The organism is Nocardiopsis sp. KDC1DS13DA1 (genome assembly GCF_055632325.1).
In genome coordinates, this window is the sequence record NZ_JBVMUY010000005.1 from 227,889 (window position 1) to 243,997 (window position 16,109).

At 71.6% G+C, this 16,109-nt stretch carries 13 protein-coding genes; 6 read left to right on the forward strand and 7 right to left on the reverse strand.

Going from position 1 to position 16,109, the window contains the following annotated elements; genetic code table 11:
* Positions 1-63 precede the first annotated feature (63 nt).
* Positions 64-1,284, forward strand: coding sequence for a site-specific integrase (locus ACTVAJ_RS04790; RefSeq protein ID WP_470386815.1), 1,221 nt, complete (start codon positions 64-66; stop codon positions 1,282-1,284).
* A gap of 148 nt (positions 1,285-1,432) precedes the next feature.
* Positions 1,433-2,860, forward strand: a complete 1,428-nt coding sequence (locus ACTVAJ_RS04795; protein WP_470386816.1) for a hypothetical protein — start codon at positions 1,433-1,435, stop codon at positions 2,858-2,860.
* Between the two features lie 91 nt (positions 2,861-2,951).
* Here ACTVAJ_RS04795 and ACTVAJ_RS04800 read toward each other — a convergent pair whose 3' ends face one another.
* Positions 2,952-3,518, reverse strand: a complete 567-nt coding sequence (locus ACTVAJ_RS04800; RefSeq protein ID WP_470386817.1) for a hypothetical protein — start codon at positions 3,516-3,518, stop codon at positions 2,952-2,954.
* Between the two features lie 140 nt (positions 3,519-3,658).
* Here ACTVAJ_RS04800 and ACTVAJ_RS04805 point away from each other — a divergent pair, with 140 nt between their 5' ends.
* Positions 3,659-4,063: an ankyrin repeat domain-containing protein gene (locus ACTVAJ_RS04805; protein ID WP_470386818.1), complete on the forward strand. Its 405-nt coding sequence runs from the start codon at positions 3,659-3,661 to the stop codon at positions 4,061-4,063.
* A 64-nt stretch (positions 4,064-4,127) separates the two neighbouring features.
* Here the strand turns inward: ACTVAJ_RS04805 and ACTVAJ_RS04810 are convergent, their stop codons facing one another.
* A complete protein-coding gene (locus ACTVAJ_RS04810; protein WP_470386819.1) occupies positions 4,128-5,576 on the reverse strand; it encodes an amino acid permease in 1,449 nt (482 codons plus the stop codon).
* Positions 5,577-5,892: 316 nt separating this feature from the next.
* Here ACTVAJ_RS04810 and ACTVAJ_RS04815 point away from each other — a divergent pair, with 316 nt between their 5' ends.
* The 3 genes from ACTVAJ_RS04815 (at position 5,893) to ACTVAJ_RS04825 (ending at position 8,711) form a co-directional block, all read left to right on the forward strand.
* Entirely contained in the window at positions 5,893-7,167 is a 1,275-nt protein-coding gene (locus tag ACTVAJ_RS04815) for a histidine kinase (RefSeq protein ID WP_470386820.1), read from the forward strand.
* A complete protein-coding gene (locus ACTVAJ_RS04820; protein ID WP_470386821.1) occupies positions 7,164-7,820 on the forward strand; it encodes a response regulator in 657 nt (218 codons plus the stop codon). Before ACTVAJ_RS04815 ends, ACTVAJ_RS04820 begins: the two co-directional genes overlap by 4 nt.
* Positions 7,821-7,940: 120 nt before the next feature.
* Positions 7,941-8,711, forward strand: a complete 771-nt coding sequence (locus ACTVAJ_RS04825; protein ID WP_470386822.1) for a class I SAM-dependent methyltransferase — start codon at positions 7,941-7,943, stop codon at positions 8,709-8,711.
* Between the two features lie 145 nt (positions 8,712-8,856).
* Here the strand turns inward: ACTVAJ_RS04825 and ACTVAJ_RS04830 are convergent, their stop codons facing one another.
* The 5 genes from ACTVAJ_RS04830 to ACTVAJ_RS04850 form a co-directional block, all read right to left on the reverse strand.
* On the reverse strand, positions 8,857-9,621 hold the full coding sequence (locus tag ACTVAJ_RS04830) for an alpha/beta fold hydrolase (protein WP_470386823.1): 765 nt from the start codon (positions 9,619-9,621) through the stop codon (positions 8,857-8,859).
* Between the two features lie 187 nt (positions 9,622-9,808).
* The gene (locus ACTVAJ_RS04835; protein ID WP_470386824.1) at positions 9,809-10,618 is read right to left on the reverse strand and encodes an exodeoxyribonuclease III; all 810 of its coding nucleotides are present in this window, start codon (positions 10,616-10,618) and stop codon (positions 9,809-9,811) included.
* Positions 10,619-10,646: 28 nt separating this feature from the next.
* Positions 10,647-11,642: a tyrosine-type recombinase/integrase gene (locus ACTVAJ_RS04840; protein ID WP_470386825.1), complete on the reverse strand. Its 996-nt coding sequence runs from the start codon at positions 11,640-11,642 to the stop codon at positions 10,647-10,649.
* Positions 11,643-11,813: 171 nt separating this feature from the next.
* On the reverse strand, positions 11,814-12,890 hold the full coding sequence (locus tag ACTVAJ_RS04845; RefSeq protein ID WP_470386963.1) for an acetate/propionate family kinase: 1,077 nt from the start codon (positions 12,888-12,890) through the stop codon (positions 11,814-11,816).
* Positions 12,890-15,238, reverse strand: a complete 2,349-nt coding sequence (locus ACTVAJ_RS04850) for a phosphoketolase family protein (RefSeq protein WP_470386826.1) — start codon at positions 15,236-15,238, stop codon at positions 12,890-12,892. The genes ACTVAJ_RS04845 and ACTVAJ_RS04850 overlap by 1 nt, the downstream gene beginning before the upstream one ends.
* Positions 15,239-16,109 lie beyond the last annotated feature (871 nt).

The following is a 16,109-nucleotide window of genomic DNA, read 5'->3' on the forward strand; positions in this document are numbered from 1 at the left end:
ACCACCCGACCCACCACGCCGGCTACCGCGCCCACGCCCTCCCGTGGGCCATCATGGAACACCGTGAGCACACCCGACCCCTCCCACGACCCCGGCGCCCTGCCCGCGCCCGTACGCGACCGCCTCCAACGCACCCACGGCGTCCTGGTCGACACCCGCGCCCTGGAACGCGTACGCACCCGCTTCGACGCCGAACAGGCCCACGCCCTGGGCCGCTACCTGGCCAGCGCCCAGTCACCCAACACCCTGCGCGCCTACCGCGCCGACTGGACCGGCTTCACCGCCTGGTGCCTGGCCGAGGAACGCCAGTCCCTGCCCGCCGACCCCGTCGACGTGGCCGTCTACCTGGCCGCCTGCGCCCAGGCCCGCACCCCCGACGGCACCGCCTGGGCACTGGCCCCCTCCACCCTGGAACGGCGCGCCGCCGCCATCGCCGCCGTCCACGGCGCCCACGGCCTGGACTCGCCCACCCGCGCCGACGTCGTACGCATGACCCTGCGCGGCATCCGCCGCACCCGCCGGGCCCGCCCCCGGCGCAAGGACCCCATCGTCCTGTCCACCCTCGACGCCCTGCTGGCCGTACGCCCCGACGACGGCCATCCCGGCGGTGTCGCCCGCAGGCGCGACGCCGTGCTGCTGCTCACCGGGTTCGCCGGAGCGCTGCGCCGCACCGAGCTGGCCGCCCTGACCCTGGACGACGTGGACGTGCGCACCGACGCCGCCAGCGGCGCCAGCGCCCTGGTCGTCACCCTGGCCGCCACCAAGACCGACCAGGAGGGCCGCCGCGGCCAGACCGTGGCCCTGCCGCGCGGACGCCACCGCACCACCTGCCCGGTGTGCGCCTTCGCCGACTGGTGCGACCTGCTCGACGCCCACCGCCAGGGCGGCGACCGGGCCGTGCGCGCCCACCTGGAGTCGGTCCGCACCCCCGTGGCACCCACCGCCCACCGCTGCCACGCACTGACCCACAACCCCCTGGCCGAGGGCGCCGGACACCCCCTGCTGCCCGCCGTCACCCGCCACGGACGGGTGGGGGAGCGGCCCATGTCCGGGCGCGCCGTGGGCGACCTGGTCAAACGCTACGCCCAGCGGGCCGGGCTCAACCCCGACGACTTCGGCGGACACTCCCTGCGCGCCGGCTTCGCCACCCAGGCCGCGCTCGGCGGGGCCACCGACCGCGAGATCATGCGCCAGGGCCGCTGGACCAACCCGCGCACCGTGCACGACTACATCCGCACGGCCAACCCGCTGGAGGACAACGCCGTGACCCGCCTGGGGCTGTGACCAGCCTCGTCACGAAACGGACACCCTCCGGTGTCACCACATCTCAAATCGTCAACAAACCTTTAAATACCACCCGAAAGCACCCGTTGACGTTCGATCCAGCACTGACCAGACATTAGGTTGGTTGCGTGAGAAAGGGGACGGTCTCATGGTCGATGAGTTTCGCGCCGCATTCCAGGAACTGCTCGACGCGTCCGTGGCCGCCGATCCCCAACACTTCCCTCCGGCCGTCCACAAGGTGTACGTGCTGGCCTCCCAGGTCCCCGCCGCCGAACGCGAACTCGCCCTGGAGGCGCTCACCCCCCTGCTCTCCGCGGGCCACTGCGCCCCCGGCATCGTCGCCGACCTGGCCGTGATCGCCGGAGCCCTCGTCGAGATGGGCACCGACCCCGGCCCCGCCGGCGCCGAGATCCTGCACCGCACGCGCGCCATGGGCCGCGGAGCCATCGTCTTCACCCGCGCCTGGGAACGCACCGGCGGCGGCACACCCCCCGACCCCGAAGCCGTCACCGCGGCCGACGAGACCCGTGTGGCCGCCGACCTGGACACCGACGCCCCCGGCGCCACCATGTGCTGGTGGACCATCCGCCGCCACGGCCTGGCCGCCCGCACCATGCTCGGCCACACCAGCGTGCGCGCCCACGTCCGCGGCGACCACGCCCTGCACGCCGAACTCGTCGCCATCGCCAACCAGCTCAGCGCCCACCTGATCGAGTTCGAGGACATCCACGCCCTCCTGCGCATGGCCGAGGCCACCTCAGCCCTGATCATGGACCGCCACTCCGGGCGCGGTTTCCGCGTCCTGTTCGACGGCATCGGCGACAACTTCCAACTCCACACCCTGCTCGCCGACGCCCTCATCGGACCCGACGGCCAGGGCCTGGCCGGGGAACGCCCCGACCCGCGCTGGGTCGCCCCCTACCGCGGCGGACAGGTCGACCCCCGGGCACAGACCGTCCGCGGCTGGTGGAACCTGGTCGCCCACGACGGCACCTGGGTGTGGAACGAGGGCATGCCCGCCGAGATCCCCACCCTGGAGGGCGAACGCGTCCTGATCCTGGACGAACAGCCCTACCCGCGCTCCTGGAACGCCGGCCGCCGCCACCCCCACGTCCACGGCTGGGTGGAGGTGGAGTCCGAACTCAGCGCCCAGGAGGCACAGGCCTGGTGGCAACGCATCGCCCCGGCCGAACCCGCCCTGCCCAGCCACTCCGAGGACCACCCGCCCATCCCCGAACCCGTGGTGCTCACCACCGACGAGGACGAGTTCGGGTCCGAGCACCTCGGCGGCTTCGTGCCACCCGCCCAGATCACCACCCCCGAACCGACACCGGCCCAACCGGCGCCCGAACCCGTCCCGACCGCCGAGGCCGAACCCGAACCGGTCGAGGACCAGCCCGAGAGCGCCGGCGCCCAGACCACGCTGATCCCGATCATCACCCCCGACATGGCCGAGGACGCCCCCGAGGAGGAGACGGCCGCGCCCGGGCCGGACCCGGCCCCCGGCGCGTCGATGCTGCCCCCGCTCCCGCCGGGAGTCTCACGCAGCTCCTCGTGGGGACCGAGCTGGCGCTGACCGGACCCGCGCCGCCCCCGGACATCCCGCTCACACGACGAAGCGCCGGACCCCCGGCCGCGCCGCGGCGGGGATCCGGCGACCGGCCGGGCTAGGCGCCCCGGCCGTCGGCCGAGTGCCGCCCGCCGGGGGAGGGGGACACACGCGTGTCGGCCCGACCGCGCGCCGCGGCGGCACGCCGGGGCGCGTCGTCCTCGTCCTCGTCGTCGTAGAGGCCGTCGAAGTACTGGTCGGGCGTGACGGGCTCACCGTCCTCGTCCACACGCCGCCACCGGCCGCCCACCAGCACCGGCGCGGTCAGCACGATCACCAGCGGCACGAACGCGCCCAGGGGCAGCAGCACCAGCGCGCCCGCCGCTCCGGGCAGGTCCGGCAGCCGGTCCAACCACGCCGGGCGCACCAGCGCCACCGCGCTGAGCCCGCCCAGCACCAACGCCGCACCGAACGGCAGCAGGGGTGTCAACCGCGGCGGCACGGCGACCATCGCCATCACCAGGCCCACGGCCACCAGGACCGCCAACGCCACCGGGCCCGAGCCCGACAGGACGTCCAGACCGGAGGAGTGCAGTCCGCGCAGGTGGGACCAGACCCACCCGCAGGACAGGACCAGCACCGGCCCCAGGATCAGACCAGACAGGAAGCCGACAAGATGTCGCACGGGGATGCTCCTCTTCGGGGGTGTGGGAGCACCCTAGCGACAAAACCCACCAACAGCACAAAAATGCACCCGTTGTCGTTCCTCCGACACCGTGCGCTCCTGCCCGGCCCCGCGACCAGCCACGATTACGCTGGACAACCATGAGCCACGACCACCACCACCCGCCCGACCCCGAGGTCGTCGCGCTGGCCACGCGCGTGTTCGACCACGCCCGCCGCGGCGACACCGGCGAACTGGCCACCTTCCTGGACGCCGGGGTCCCGGTCAACCTCACCAACGACAAGGGCGACACCCTGATCATGCTGGCCGCCTACCACGGCCACGCCGACACCGTCGCCCTCCTGCTGGACCGCGGCGCCGACCCCGACCGGCTCAACGACCGCGGCCAGTCACCCCTGGCCGGAGCCGTGTTCAGGGGCGAGAGCGACGTGGTGCGCCTCCTGGCCGACCGCGGCGCCGACCCGGACGCCGGCACACCCACCGCCCGCCAGACGGCCCGCCTCTTCGACCGGAACGACCTGCTCCCGCTGTTCGACACCCCCTGACACGCCGGTGGCGCCGCCCCGGCAGGGGAGCGGCGCCACAGACCGACATCACACAGCAGGCGGATCAGGCGGGATCGACCTCACGCCGATCCTCCTCGGCGGCCTCGGACACCGCGGCCCGCTCCGCGACGCGGGAGGATCCGGCCACCCGCGTCAACTCCTCGGCGCTGGTACGGCCCTCCACACCGAGCACCGTCTCACTGACCGGGGTCGCCCCCCAGCGCTTGCGGATCTCGAAGGCCACCACGGCCACCGCCACCGAACCCAAACTGGCCAACAGAGCCTGACGCTGGTCCGGCAGGGCCGCCATCGCCACCCCGATCGCGACCAGCCCGGCCAGAACCACCCACGTCAGGTACGGGAACCCCCACATGCGCAGCGTCAGACGCTCAGGAGCGCGCCGCCGCACCCGGGACCCCACGACCAGCTGCGAGGCGCAGATGGTCACGAACAACACCAGCAGGATCGCGCCGATCGAGGCGACCAGGAACCCGAACACCCGGCCCGGCAGCAGGAACTCGGCCACCACGGCCACGTACCCCACCACGGTGCCCAACAGGATCGCGCGCGCGGGAACACCGCGCCTGGTGGTCCGACCCAGCACCCGGGGGGCGTCACCCTGCCGCGCGAGCGCGAACAGCATCCGCGAGGTGGTGTACATCGCGGCGTTGAGCACGCTCAGCACCGCCACCAGCACCACGATCTCCATGATCAGCGCCGCACCGGGCACCCCGACGGTCTCCATCACCACCACGAAGGGGCTGCGCTCCAGGTCGGTGGTGTTCCAGGGCACCACCATCACCACCACCAGGATGGAGGCCAGGTAGAACAGCCCGATGCGCCAGAGCACGTTGGTGATGGCCGAGGCCACCCCGCGCTCGGGCTCGTCGCTCTCGCCGGCGGCGATGGTGATGATCTCCACGCCACCGAAGGCGAAGAGCACCACCACGGTCGCGGCCAGCACCGCCACCCACCCGTTGGGGGCGAACCCGCCGTGCTCCCACAGGTTGGCCACGTGCGACCCCTGCGCACCGCTCCACAGCCCCAGCGCCCACAGCCCGCCGATGAGCAGGAAGGCCACGATCGTGCCGACCTTGACCAACGAGAAGAACGACTCGGTCTCGGCGAACACCCGCACCGAGATCAGGTTGGCCGCCGTCATCGACAACAGCACCAGCAGGGCCAGGATCCACTGGGGCAGATCCACCCACTGGCCCAGGATCGAGGCCCCGGCCACCGACTCGGCGGCCACCAGCACCGCGTACAGCCACCAGTAGATCCAGCCGATGGTGAACCCGGCGCGCGGACCGAAGGCCAACCGGGCGTAGTCGGAGAAGGATCCGCCCGCGGGGACGGACACCACCATCTCGCCCAGCGCCCTCAGGGTGAGGAAGACCAGCGCCCCGGCCAGAGCGTAGGAGAAGATCGCGGCCGGACCGGCGGTGTGGATGACCGCCCCCGACCCGATGAACAGTCCCGCGCCCACGGAACCGCCGATCGCGATCAGTGCCATGTGTCGGCGGCGCAGCGAGTGGGCCAGCCCCGACTTTGTCGTGTGTGCCGCTTGTGGCGGCGTCGAACTACGTGTCACTTGCCCCACCATAGGACGAAAGGTTCATCACATTTCCCACTGACCCCGGTAAACACCACCGAACCCACACAATGTGACGTGAGCCATACACTGGCGACGACTCGCCACCCCGAGCCCGAGATGGCACCACACCTGCAACACACCACCACCCCCGCACCATCCCCACCCCAACCGAGAAACACCCCACTCACCCACACGGGGGAGGCACACCCCCACCCGCCTGTGCCACCATCACCCGGTGCGCACCCTGGCCCCCCTCATCCGCCCCCTCACCAGCCCCCACACCCACCGACGCTGGGTCTACCTCATCATCGGCGGCGCCCTGCTGACCCCCTACGCCATGGCCGCCGTCGTCATCACCAGCGTCGTCACCGGCGACGACTCCTCCACCGGCACCACCCCCCACGCCGTGGCCGCGGCCATCGCCCTCACCCTGGCCCCCGTCGCGGCCACCGCCCACATCCCCGGCGTGCGCACCGCCCAACTCCACCTCGCCCACACCCTCCTGCGCGGCCCCCTCACCACCGGACCCCCACCACACCCCACCACCGCACGCGCCACCGCCCGCACCAGCCTGTGGCTGTGCCTGCACATGATCCTGGGCTTCCTCATCTGCATGGCCACCATGGTCGGCCTCACCGAAGCCTTCCTCCTGGCCATCGCCCCCCTCATCCCCGACGGCCCCCAACCCGCCACCCGCGACTCCCTCCTGCTCGGCTCCATCCACGACCTGCCCCGCCACCAACGCCTCATCGGCCCCCTCCTGGGCCTGGCCCTGCTGACCGCCCTCACCTACACCGTCGCCCTCACCGGCCACCTCCTGTCCCGCCTGGCACCCCACCTCCTGGGCCCCTCACCCGCCGAACGCCTGGCCGCCGCCCACGCCCACGCCGACAACCTCGCCGAACGCAACCGCCTGGCCCGCGAACTCCACGACACCCTCGGCCACGCCCTGTCCGTGGTCACCGTCCAGGCCGCCACCGCCGCCCGCCTCATCGACACCGACCCCGACTTCGCCCGCCAGGCCCTCACCCACATCGCCGACGCCGCCCGCACCGCCACCGCCGACCTCGACCACGCCCTGGGCGTCCTGCGCGAGGACACCCCCACCCCCCGCGCACCCCCACCCGACCTGACCCGCCTGTCCCACCTGGCCACCGCCACCCGCCACACCGGCACCGACCTGACCTACACCCTCACCGGAGACCCCGCCCGCGTACCCGCCCTGCTCTCCCGCGAGACCTACCGCATCGCCCAAGAGGCCCTCACCAACGCCCTACGCCACGCCCCCCACCAACCCATCGCCCTCACCCTGGACCTCACCCCCACCGACCTGACCCTGACCCTCACCAACCCCCTGCCCACCACCACCCGCGCCCGCCGCCGCACCGGCGGGCGCGGCATCACCGGCATGCGCGAACGCGCCCACCTGCTCGGCGGCACCCTCACCGCCGGACCCACCACCACCCACTGGAACCTCACCCTCCACCTGACCTGGAAAGCACACCCGTGATCCGCACCGCCCTGGTCGACGACGAAGCCCTCATCCGCGCCGGACTGGCCGCACTCATCCAAGCCGAGGACGACATGGAGGTCGTCGGCCAGGCAGAAGACGGCGCCGACGTACCCGACCTGGTCCGACGCACCCGCCCCGACGTCATCCTCATGGACGTGCGCATGCCCGCGCTCGACGGCATCCAGGCCACCCACACCCTCACCCGGACCCTGGACCACCCGCCCCGCGTCATCGTCGTGACCACCTTCGACAACGACGACCACGTCTGGGGCGCCCTACGCGCCGGAGCCAGCGGATTCCTCCTCAAACGCACCCCGCCCGAGGACATCCTGGCCGCCATCCGCATCGTCCACCACGGCCAGACCCTGCTCTTCCCCACAGCCCTGCGCGCCCTGGCCGCCACCCAACCCACCGCACCCACACCCGCCGCCCGCGCCGTGGCCACCCTCACCGAACGCGAGGCTCAGACCCTCACCCTCATGGCCAACGGCCTGACCAACGCCGAGATCGCCGCCCACCTGCACCTGGGCCTACAGACCGTCAAAACACACGTGTCCAACACCCTGGCCAAACTCGGCGTCCGCGACCGCACCCAAGCCGTCATCGCCGCCTACGACTCCGGCCTCATCACACCTGGAAACCACCCCTAGAACCCCAAACCCCACGACACACCCCCACCACCGCAAACCCACCAAGCCCACTACGGAAACACACCACACTGTTACGGTCGGCAGCCATCAACCACCCGCACCCGACCACAGGACCCACCCATGCCGACCGCGCCAGCCATCGACCTCGACCACATCAGCGACCTCTACCGCACCCACCGCGACGACCTGGCGCGCGTCCGCGACCAACAACGCGACCACCACACCAACGCCGACCCCACCATGACCGCCCAGCTCGACGACATCGAAGCCGAGATCACCTACCTCCTCCTACGCCAGACCACCCCCGACCACGTCGTGGAGATCGGCACCTACTACGGCTGGTCCACCACCTGGATCCTGTCCGCCCTGCGCGACAACGGCACCGGCCACCTGTACTCCTTCGACATCGTCGACCACGCACCCCACCACGTCCCCGACCACCTGGCCGCCGACCGGTGGACCTTCACCAAGGGCGACGTGCGCACCCGCACCGGCCACCTGCCCCCGCACATCGACTACCTGTTCATCGACGCCGCCCACAACGGCCGCTTCGCCCGCTGGTACACCCACCACCTCCTGCCCACCCTGGCCCCCCACACCCCTGTCAGCGTCCACGACGTCTTCCACCAACGCCACGCCCTGCCCTTCACCGAAGGCGCCGTCGTCCTCAAATGGCTCACCCACAACACCACCCCCTTCTTCACCGCCTCCGCCGCCCGCGCCCCCCACACCCACCAGGCCATCCAGGACCTGAAGAAGGAACTCGACCTGCACACCCCCGTACGCACCGGCCGCCACAACCCGATGATCTACTTCCGCCACCCCGCCCCACCCCGCCCCACCACCCCCCTGGACACACAGGACACCGAGAAACACCGGACCCGCCCCTAGACAGCCTTTCCGGGTCCTGCGCCACACCCCCTCCAGCCCCTCGCCCGCCACCCAGCACCAGCACCAGGCCCCACACCCCCCTGACACGAGAGGACCGGGGCGGCGCACCCACGCACCACCCCGGTCCCCTCGTGTCAGACCCCCGCTAGGACCCGTCCGCCCCCACCTGACCGGGCCGACCCCCACCCGACAGGCCACGCTCACGCACCCACACCACATCCGCGGCGTCGGCCACGATCCGCGAGAAATTCTCCGGCTGATCCAGACTCACCATGTGCCCCGCCCGCGGCACGTTCACCAACCGGCCGTCCGCGCACACGTCGAAGAACTTCTTCTCATGGATCCGGAAATGATCACGCGACCCGTTGATCAACCACACCGGCCCCGGATACGCACCCAACGCCGCCAACGCGTCCATCTCCGAGATCTCGTCGATCACCGCCGTGGCCGCCTCCACCGCCAGACCACCGTCCAACGCCGCGTCCGCCGCACCATCACGCAACGTCAACCGGTGGAACCGCTCATTGACCGCCGCGCCCCGATCCGGCAACCGGTCCATCAACACCGCCGGAATCCGGTACACCTGCGCCAACGACTGCGCGGGCTTGGCCGTGCAACTGGCCGCCACCAGACCCGCCACCCGGCCCTGGGCCACCCCCGCCGCCGCGATCGACACGAACCCGCCCAGACTCAACCCGACCAACAGGGCACGACCACCCACCCCGTCGATCGCCGACAGCACCGTGTCCACCGCCGACCCCAGCGAGAACACCTCACCCCGCCGCGACCCGTGCCCGGGCAGATCAGGCGCCACCACCGTCCGCCCGCGCTCACGCAACCACTCCACCTGCGGACGCCACATGCTCCCCGACAACCGCAACCCGTGCACCAGCACGATCGGCACACCCATGACCCCTCCTCCTACCGAGCCCCGTAGCGCACCGTCATCGGAGCATCATCAGGCACCACCAACCGTACTCGGCAACCCACGTCACCGAGCCCTGCACCAAACGCCTCTCCCACCACAACGGAACCCCCGTCCCACCGGGAGAGCCCGACCCCGACCACAAGCACTCCAAGGCTCCGGGCACCGAGTCCTACACGTCGAACACGACCGTGACGGGCGCATGGTCCGACCAGCGCTCCGCATGGCTCCCGGCACGCTCCACACGAGCAGACACCGCACGCCCAGCGATCCCGGGCGTCGCGCAGACCAGGTCGATCCGCCACCCCGCGTCGTTGTCGAAGGCCCGACCCCGATACGTCCACCACGAGTACGGACCCTCCCGATCCGGCATCAACGACCGCATGACATCCACATACCCCGCCTCGTCGAACACCCGCGACATCCACGCACGCTCATGCGGCAAGAACCCCGAACTCTTCCGGTTGGACCGCCAGTTCCTCAGATCCGCCTCCCGGTGCGCGATGTTCCAGTCACCGCACACCACCAGGTCACGCCCCTGACCCTCCACCTGGGCACGCCGCTTGACCAGGTAGGGCAGGAACGCCTCCATGAACCGCTCCTTCTCCTCCTGCCGGGGCGTGCCCACATCCCCCGAGGGCAGATACAGGCTCGCCACCGTCACCGGCCCCAGGTCCACCTCCACGTACCGCCCCGAGTCCTCGAACTCCGCCGCGCCGAACCCCACCCGGGTCTGGTCCGGCTCCACCCGCGAGTACACCGCCACCCCGGCACGCCCCCGCGCCGCCGCCGGAGCCAACAGCACATGCCACCCCTGCGGAGCGATCACCTCCGCGGCCAACTGCTCCGCCTCCGCCCGCGTCTCCTGCACACACACCACGTCCGCGCTCGTGGCCGACAACCACTCCAAGAACCCCGGGTCCTTCCTCGCCGCCGCGCGCAGACCGTTGACGTTGACCGTGGACACCTCGAAACCGTTCATCACAGGCACAGAGTAGCCATCCCCACCCTCACCCGTCCCCGCGCTCACCCACCAACCGCCGCACCACCCCATAGGTCCGGTTCGACCCCGCCGCCTCCCGCTGCGCCCGCGCCGTCACCTCGATATAGGCCTGCGACGACGCCACCGACGCATGCCCCAACAGATGCATGATCTCGCTCACCGACGCCCCGTCCTCAGCCAACCGCGTCGCGAACGTGTGCCGCAACGCGTGCACCAGCGTCCCCCGCGCCACCCGGTCGTGCACCCCCGCGTGCCGGTAACACTGCCGCACCAGATACTGCAACCCGCCCCGGCGCAACCCCTCACCCCGGTTGTCCACCAACAACGGATCCGCCCCCCGCACCGCACCGAACCGCCCGCGCCGCGACTCCAGATACGACTCCAACAACGCCTCCAACGGCACCTCGATCGGCAGCACCCGCTCACCGCCCCCCTTGCCCACCACCCGGATCCGCCGCTCACCCGCACGGCCCCCCACCGACTCCACCCGCAGCGCCAACATCTCCGCCGACCGCATCCCCGTCAACAACGCCAACGCCAACACCGCCAGATCCCGCTCCGGCCACGGATCCCGCGCCCGACGCGCCCCCCGCGCCAACGCCTCCAACAACCGCTCCGGAGTGTCCTCACCCATCAACGGCTTGGGACCCGAGGGCCGCAACCGCGGCCGCGGCACCGCCGACATCGGATTACCGGCCACCACCCCCTCCGACACCCAAAAATCCAAGAACCCGTTCCACGTCGACCACGCCCGCACCACACTGGAGGCCGCCCGCTCCGCGGCGAACTCCGCGAACGCCCCCCGCAACACCCCCGCGTCCAACCCCGCCAACCCCACCTCACCCACATCACACCCACGCGTGCGCGCCACACACCCCAGCACCCCGCGCAGGTCACGCCGGTAGGCCGCCACCGTGTGCGGAGACGGCTTGGCCGCCCCCCGCGCCACCAGGTACCGCTCCACCGCCTCCAGAGCCCCCAGCCCCGCCAGTTCACCACTCATGCACACAGCATCCCCGACTCCGCACCACCCCCACACCCGCAACCCACCCGGACTCGAACACCCATCGAACACCCCGCCCGCACCGGGGGAGCGGCCTCCCGCACACGACCCACGGGGGCGGCGGCCCACCGGCCACCGCCCCCGCCACCCGAACCCGCTGGTACGACTCCCTCACGAGCTACCGGCGAGCACCGCGCACACCCCACGCGCGATCTCCACGTCCTCACGCGCCCGCACCACCAACGACCGCACAGCCGCGCCCGCCACCCCCACCTCACCCTCGCCCCGCACACCCGCGTTCACCGCCGGATCCACCTGCACCCCCAAGAAACCCAACCCCCGCGCCGCCTCCCAGCGCACCCGCGCGGCGTTCTCGCCCACACCACCGGTGAACACCACCGTGTCCACCCCGCCCATCGCGGCCGCCATCGCCGCCACCCCCGCACGCAACCGGTGCACGTACACCCCCAACGCCAGCACCGCCGCCGCGTCCCGCCGCTCCACCACCTCACGCATATCCGCGGTCCCCGCCAACCCCACCAACCCCGACTCCTCCTCCAACACCTCACTCACCCGCCGCACCGACAACCCCGCACACTCCTGCAACCACACCACCAACCCCGGATCCACCGTCCCCGACCGGGTCGCCATCACCAGCCCCTCCAACGGCGTGAACCCCATCGTGGTGTCCACACACCGCCCCCGCAGCACCGCCGACAACGACGCCCCCGAACCCAGATGCGCCACCACCACCCGCTCGCCACCGGCCCACTCCACCGCCCGCCGCGACGCGTAGGCGTGCGACAACCCGTGGAACCCGTACCGGCGCACCCCCCACTCGCGCCACCACCGCTCCGGCACCGCGTACCGCGCCGCCTCCTCAGGCAGATCCGCGTGGAAGGCCGTGTCGAAACACGCCACCGCCGCCGTATCCGGCAGCACCCGCCCCACCAGCTCGATCCCCGCCAACGACGCGCCCTGATGCAACGGCGCCAACCCCCGCAACGCCCGCAACCGCTCCACCACACCAGGGTCCAACCGCACAGGACGGACGAACTCCCGCCCCCCGTGCACCACACGGTGCCCCACCGCCTCCGGCTCGGGCAGCCCCCGCACCGCCTCCTCCACCACAACCCGGTCCCACACCCCGCGCTCGGCCGGAACCGACACCTCACCGACCAGCGCCCCACCGTCCACCACGCTCAGCTTCAGGCTGCTCGACCCCGCGTTGACCGCCAACACCCGCATCAGTACGGCCACACCCACTCCCGGATCCGCGCCGGATCCTCCCCGAACTCGCGCGTGTGGGCCCGGTCCCGGGCCCGCGCGTCCACCATCCGCTGCCGCACGTGCGCGGACCTGCGAGCCAACCCCGGAACCCGGTCGATCACGTCCATCACCAGGTGGTACCGGTCCAGGTCGTTGAGCATCACCATGTCGAAGGGGGTGGTCGTGGTGCCCTCCTCCTTGTAACCGCGCACGTGCAGGTTCCCGTGGCCCCGACGCCGGTAGGTCAGCCGGTGCACCAGCCACGGATACCCGTGGAACGCGAAGACCACCGGCCTGTCCGTGGTGAACAACGCCTCGTACTCGGCGTCCGACAACCCGTGCGGATGCGTCTGCTCGGGCAGCAACCGCATCAGATCCACCACGTTCACCACCCGCACCCGCAGGTCCGGAAACGAGCCGCGCAACAGGTCCACCGCCGCCAACGTCTCCAACGTCGGCACGTCACCCGCGCACGCCAACACCACGTCCGGATCCGCGCCCCCGTCCGTACTGGCCCACTCCCAGATCCCGATCCCGCGCCCGCAGTGCGCGACCGCCTCCTCCATCGACAGGTACACCGGCTCGGGCTGCTTGCCCGCCACCACCACGTTCACGTGGTCCCGCGACCGCAGACAGTGGTCCACCACCGACAGCAGCGTGTTGGCGTCCGGCGGCAGGTACACCCGCACCAGCGCGGCGGGCTTGTTCAACACCACGTCCAGGAACCCCGGATCCTGGTGGGTGAACCCGTTGTGGTCCTGCCGCCACACGTGCGAGGTCAACAGGTAGTTCAACGACGCGATCGGAGGCCGCCACGGCAGCTCCCGGGACACCTTCAACCACTTGGCGTGCTGGTTGAACATCGAGTCCACGATGTGCACGAACGCCTCGTAGCAGTTGAACACCCCGTGCCGCCCGGTCAGCAGGTACCCCTCCAACCACCCCTGGCACAGGTGCTCGCTCAGCACCTCCATCACCCGCCCGTGCCGCCCCAGATGCTCGTCGGTGGCGAGCAGCCCCTCCTCCCACACCTTGTCCGAGACCTCGAACAGTGCCGAGAGCCGGTTCGAGGCCGTCTCGTCCGGCCCCACCAACCGGAAGGTGTCCGGGTTGGCCCGCACCACCTCGCGCAGGTACCCGCCCAGCACCCGGGTGGCCTCAGCGGTGACCACACCGTGCCCGCCGACCTCGACCGCGTGGTCACGAAAGTCCGGCAACTCCAGATCGCGCAGCAGCAGCCCGCCGTTGGCGTGCGGATTGGCGCTCATCCGCCGCTCACCCCGGGGCGCCACCGACCGCACCGCCTCCACCGGCCCGCCCGAGTCCCCGAACAGCTCCTCGGGCCGGTAGGACCGCATCCACCGCTCCAACGACCGCAGGTGACCGGCGTCCTCACGCACCCGCGCCAACGGCACCTGGTGGGAACGCCACGTCCCCTCCACCGGGACACCGTCCACCTCCTTGGGACCGGTCCACCCCTTGGGGGAGCGCAGCACCACCAGCGGCCACACCGGCCGACCACGGAGGCCGCCGGCGCGCGCCGTGCTCCAGATCCCGGCGATCATGTCCATCGCCTCGTCCAACACCCGCGCCATGCGCCGGTGCATCGCCTCCGGTTCCTCACCCGCCACCAGCAACGGCCGGTAGCCCAGTCCCTCGAAGAAGGCGGTCAACTCCGTCTCGGGCACCCGCGCCAGCACCGTCGGGTTGGCGATCTTGTACCCGTTCAGGTGCAGGATCGGCAGGACCGCGCCGTCGCGCACCGGGTCCAGGAACGAGGTGGCGTGCCAGCCGGCCGCCAGCGGACCGGTCTCGGCCTCCCCGTCACCCACCACGCAGGCCACCACCAGGTCGGGGTTGTCGAAGGCCGCGCCGTGCGCGTGCGCCATCGAGTACCCCAGCTCACCGCCCTCGTGGATCGACCCCGGGGTCTGGGGCGCCACGTGGCTGGGCACACCTCCGGGGAAGGAGAACTGGCGGAACAGGCGCCGCATCCCCTCCTCGTCCTGGGACACGTGCCGGTACACCTGGCTGTAGGTGCCCTCCAACCACGCGTTGGCCAGCGCCGCCGGTCCGCCGTGCCCGGGACCCAGCACGTACATCATGTTCACGTCGCGTGCGGTGATCACCCGGTTCAGGTGGGCGTAACAGAAGTTGAGGCCGGGGCTGGTGCCCCAGTGGCCCAGCAGCCGGGGTTTGACGTGCTCGGGGCGCAGCTCCCGGCGCAGGAGCGGGTTGTCGAGCAGGTAGATCTGACCGACCGACAGGTAGTTCGCCGCCCGCCAGTAGGCGTCCACGCGCGCGAGCTCGTCGTCCTCGATGGCCATGCCGCGGTCCTCCCGCAGGTGTCGTCCGTTGCGTCGGAGAGGGGGACCGGCCCGGATGCCGGGAGGGAGGCGGTGCCGTTGCGGCCACCGTAGCCGCGGCCCGGGCGCGCGCTCCAGGCGACGTGCCGGGGCGGGGGAGCCGCACAGGATGTTCACCAAAAGCACACAGTAAACAACTGTGCGTGATCAACCCATGGCCGGGAGGGGCCCGCAGGCGGGGGAGCGGTACGCCCCTCCACGCGCGCGGGGAGGGGAAGGGCACCCCGCACGCCCCCGGACACGGGGGAGGGGCCCGCCATCGGCCCGGACCGGATCCGCGCACCACACCTCACGGATCCGCACCAAGGTCGACAAAGCACCACAGAACACGCATGCAGCTACAAAAAATCCCAAAAAGCTGCATAACATCATTTATGCATCAAACATGCCGCGAAGGGGGCACCGCTCCTGGGGGACCGCCCGAGCATGCCCCCATGCCCCAGCCGCGCACCCTCGCCCTCCTCCTCGGCGACGCTGACGCTTCGGCCCGCACCCCGGGACCGACCACCTGTCCATCCTCACGCGCGGCGCCACCGCCGGACACCGGGCGGACGTCGTCCGCACTCCGGGAGTGGAAACCGGCACCCTCGGCCGCCGCCTGACCACCACGCCCGCGCACGGCGCCTGACCGCCCGAGGCATCCGCCTCGACCTGGGCGCCCTCACCACCGCCAGCGGACGCCACTGACACCCCGAACACCCACAACCCCTACCCCACAAGGGATCCAGAACCGCCGATAATGCACATTATGTCAAGTAAACCGTTACCAGCCCCGCCCCCACACGGATTTAACGACCCGCCGGATACCGACATGTATACGTAACCCCCCGAC

Coding starts and splice junctions, on each gene's coding strand:
- ACTVAJ_RS04840 (WP_470386825.1), bottom strand. CDS start 11,642: ATGAGTGGTGAACTGGCGGGGCTGGGGGCTCTGGAGGCGGTGGAGCGG.
- ACTVAJ_RS04825 (WP_470386822.1), top strand. CDS start 7,941: ATGCCGACCGCGCCAGCCATCGACCTCGACCACATCAGCGACCTCTAC.
- ACTVAJ_RS04795 (WP_470386816.1), top strand. CDS start 1,433: ATGGTCGATGAGTTTCGCGCCGCATTCCAGGAACTGCTCGACGCGTCC.
- ACTVAJ_RS04810 (WP_470386819.1), bottom strand. CDS start 5,576: ATGGCACTGATCGCGATCGGCGGTTCCGTGGGCGCGGGACTGTTCATC.
- ACTVAJ_RS04830 (WP_470386823.1), bottom strand. CDS start 9,621: ATGGGTGTGCCGATCGTGCTGGTGCACGGGTTGCGGTTGTCGGGGAGC.
- ACTVAJ_RS04845 (WP_470386963.1), bottom strand. CDS start 12,890: ATGCGGGTGTTGGCGGTCAACGCGGGGTCGAGCAGCCTGAAGCTGAGC.
- ACTVAJ_RS04850 (WP_470386826.1), bottom strand. CDS start 15,238: ATGGCCATCGAGGACGACGAGCTCGCGCGCGTGGACGCCTACTGGCGG.
- ACTVAJ_RS04835 (WP_470386824.1), bottom strand. CDS start 10,618: ATGAACGGTTTCGAGGTGTCCACGGTCAACGTCAACGGTCTGCGCGCG.
- ACTVAJ_RS04805 (WP_470386818.1), top strand. CDS start 3,659: ATGAGCCACGACCACCACCACCCGCCCGACCCCGAGGTCGTCGCGCTG.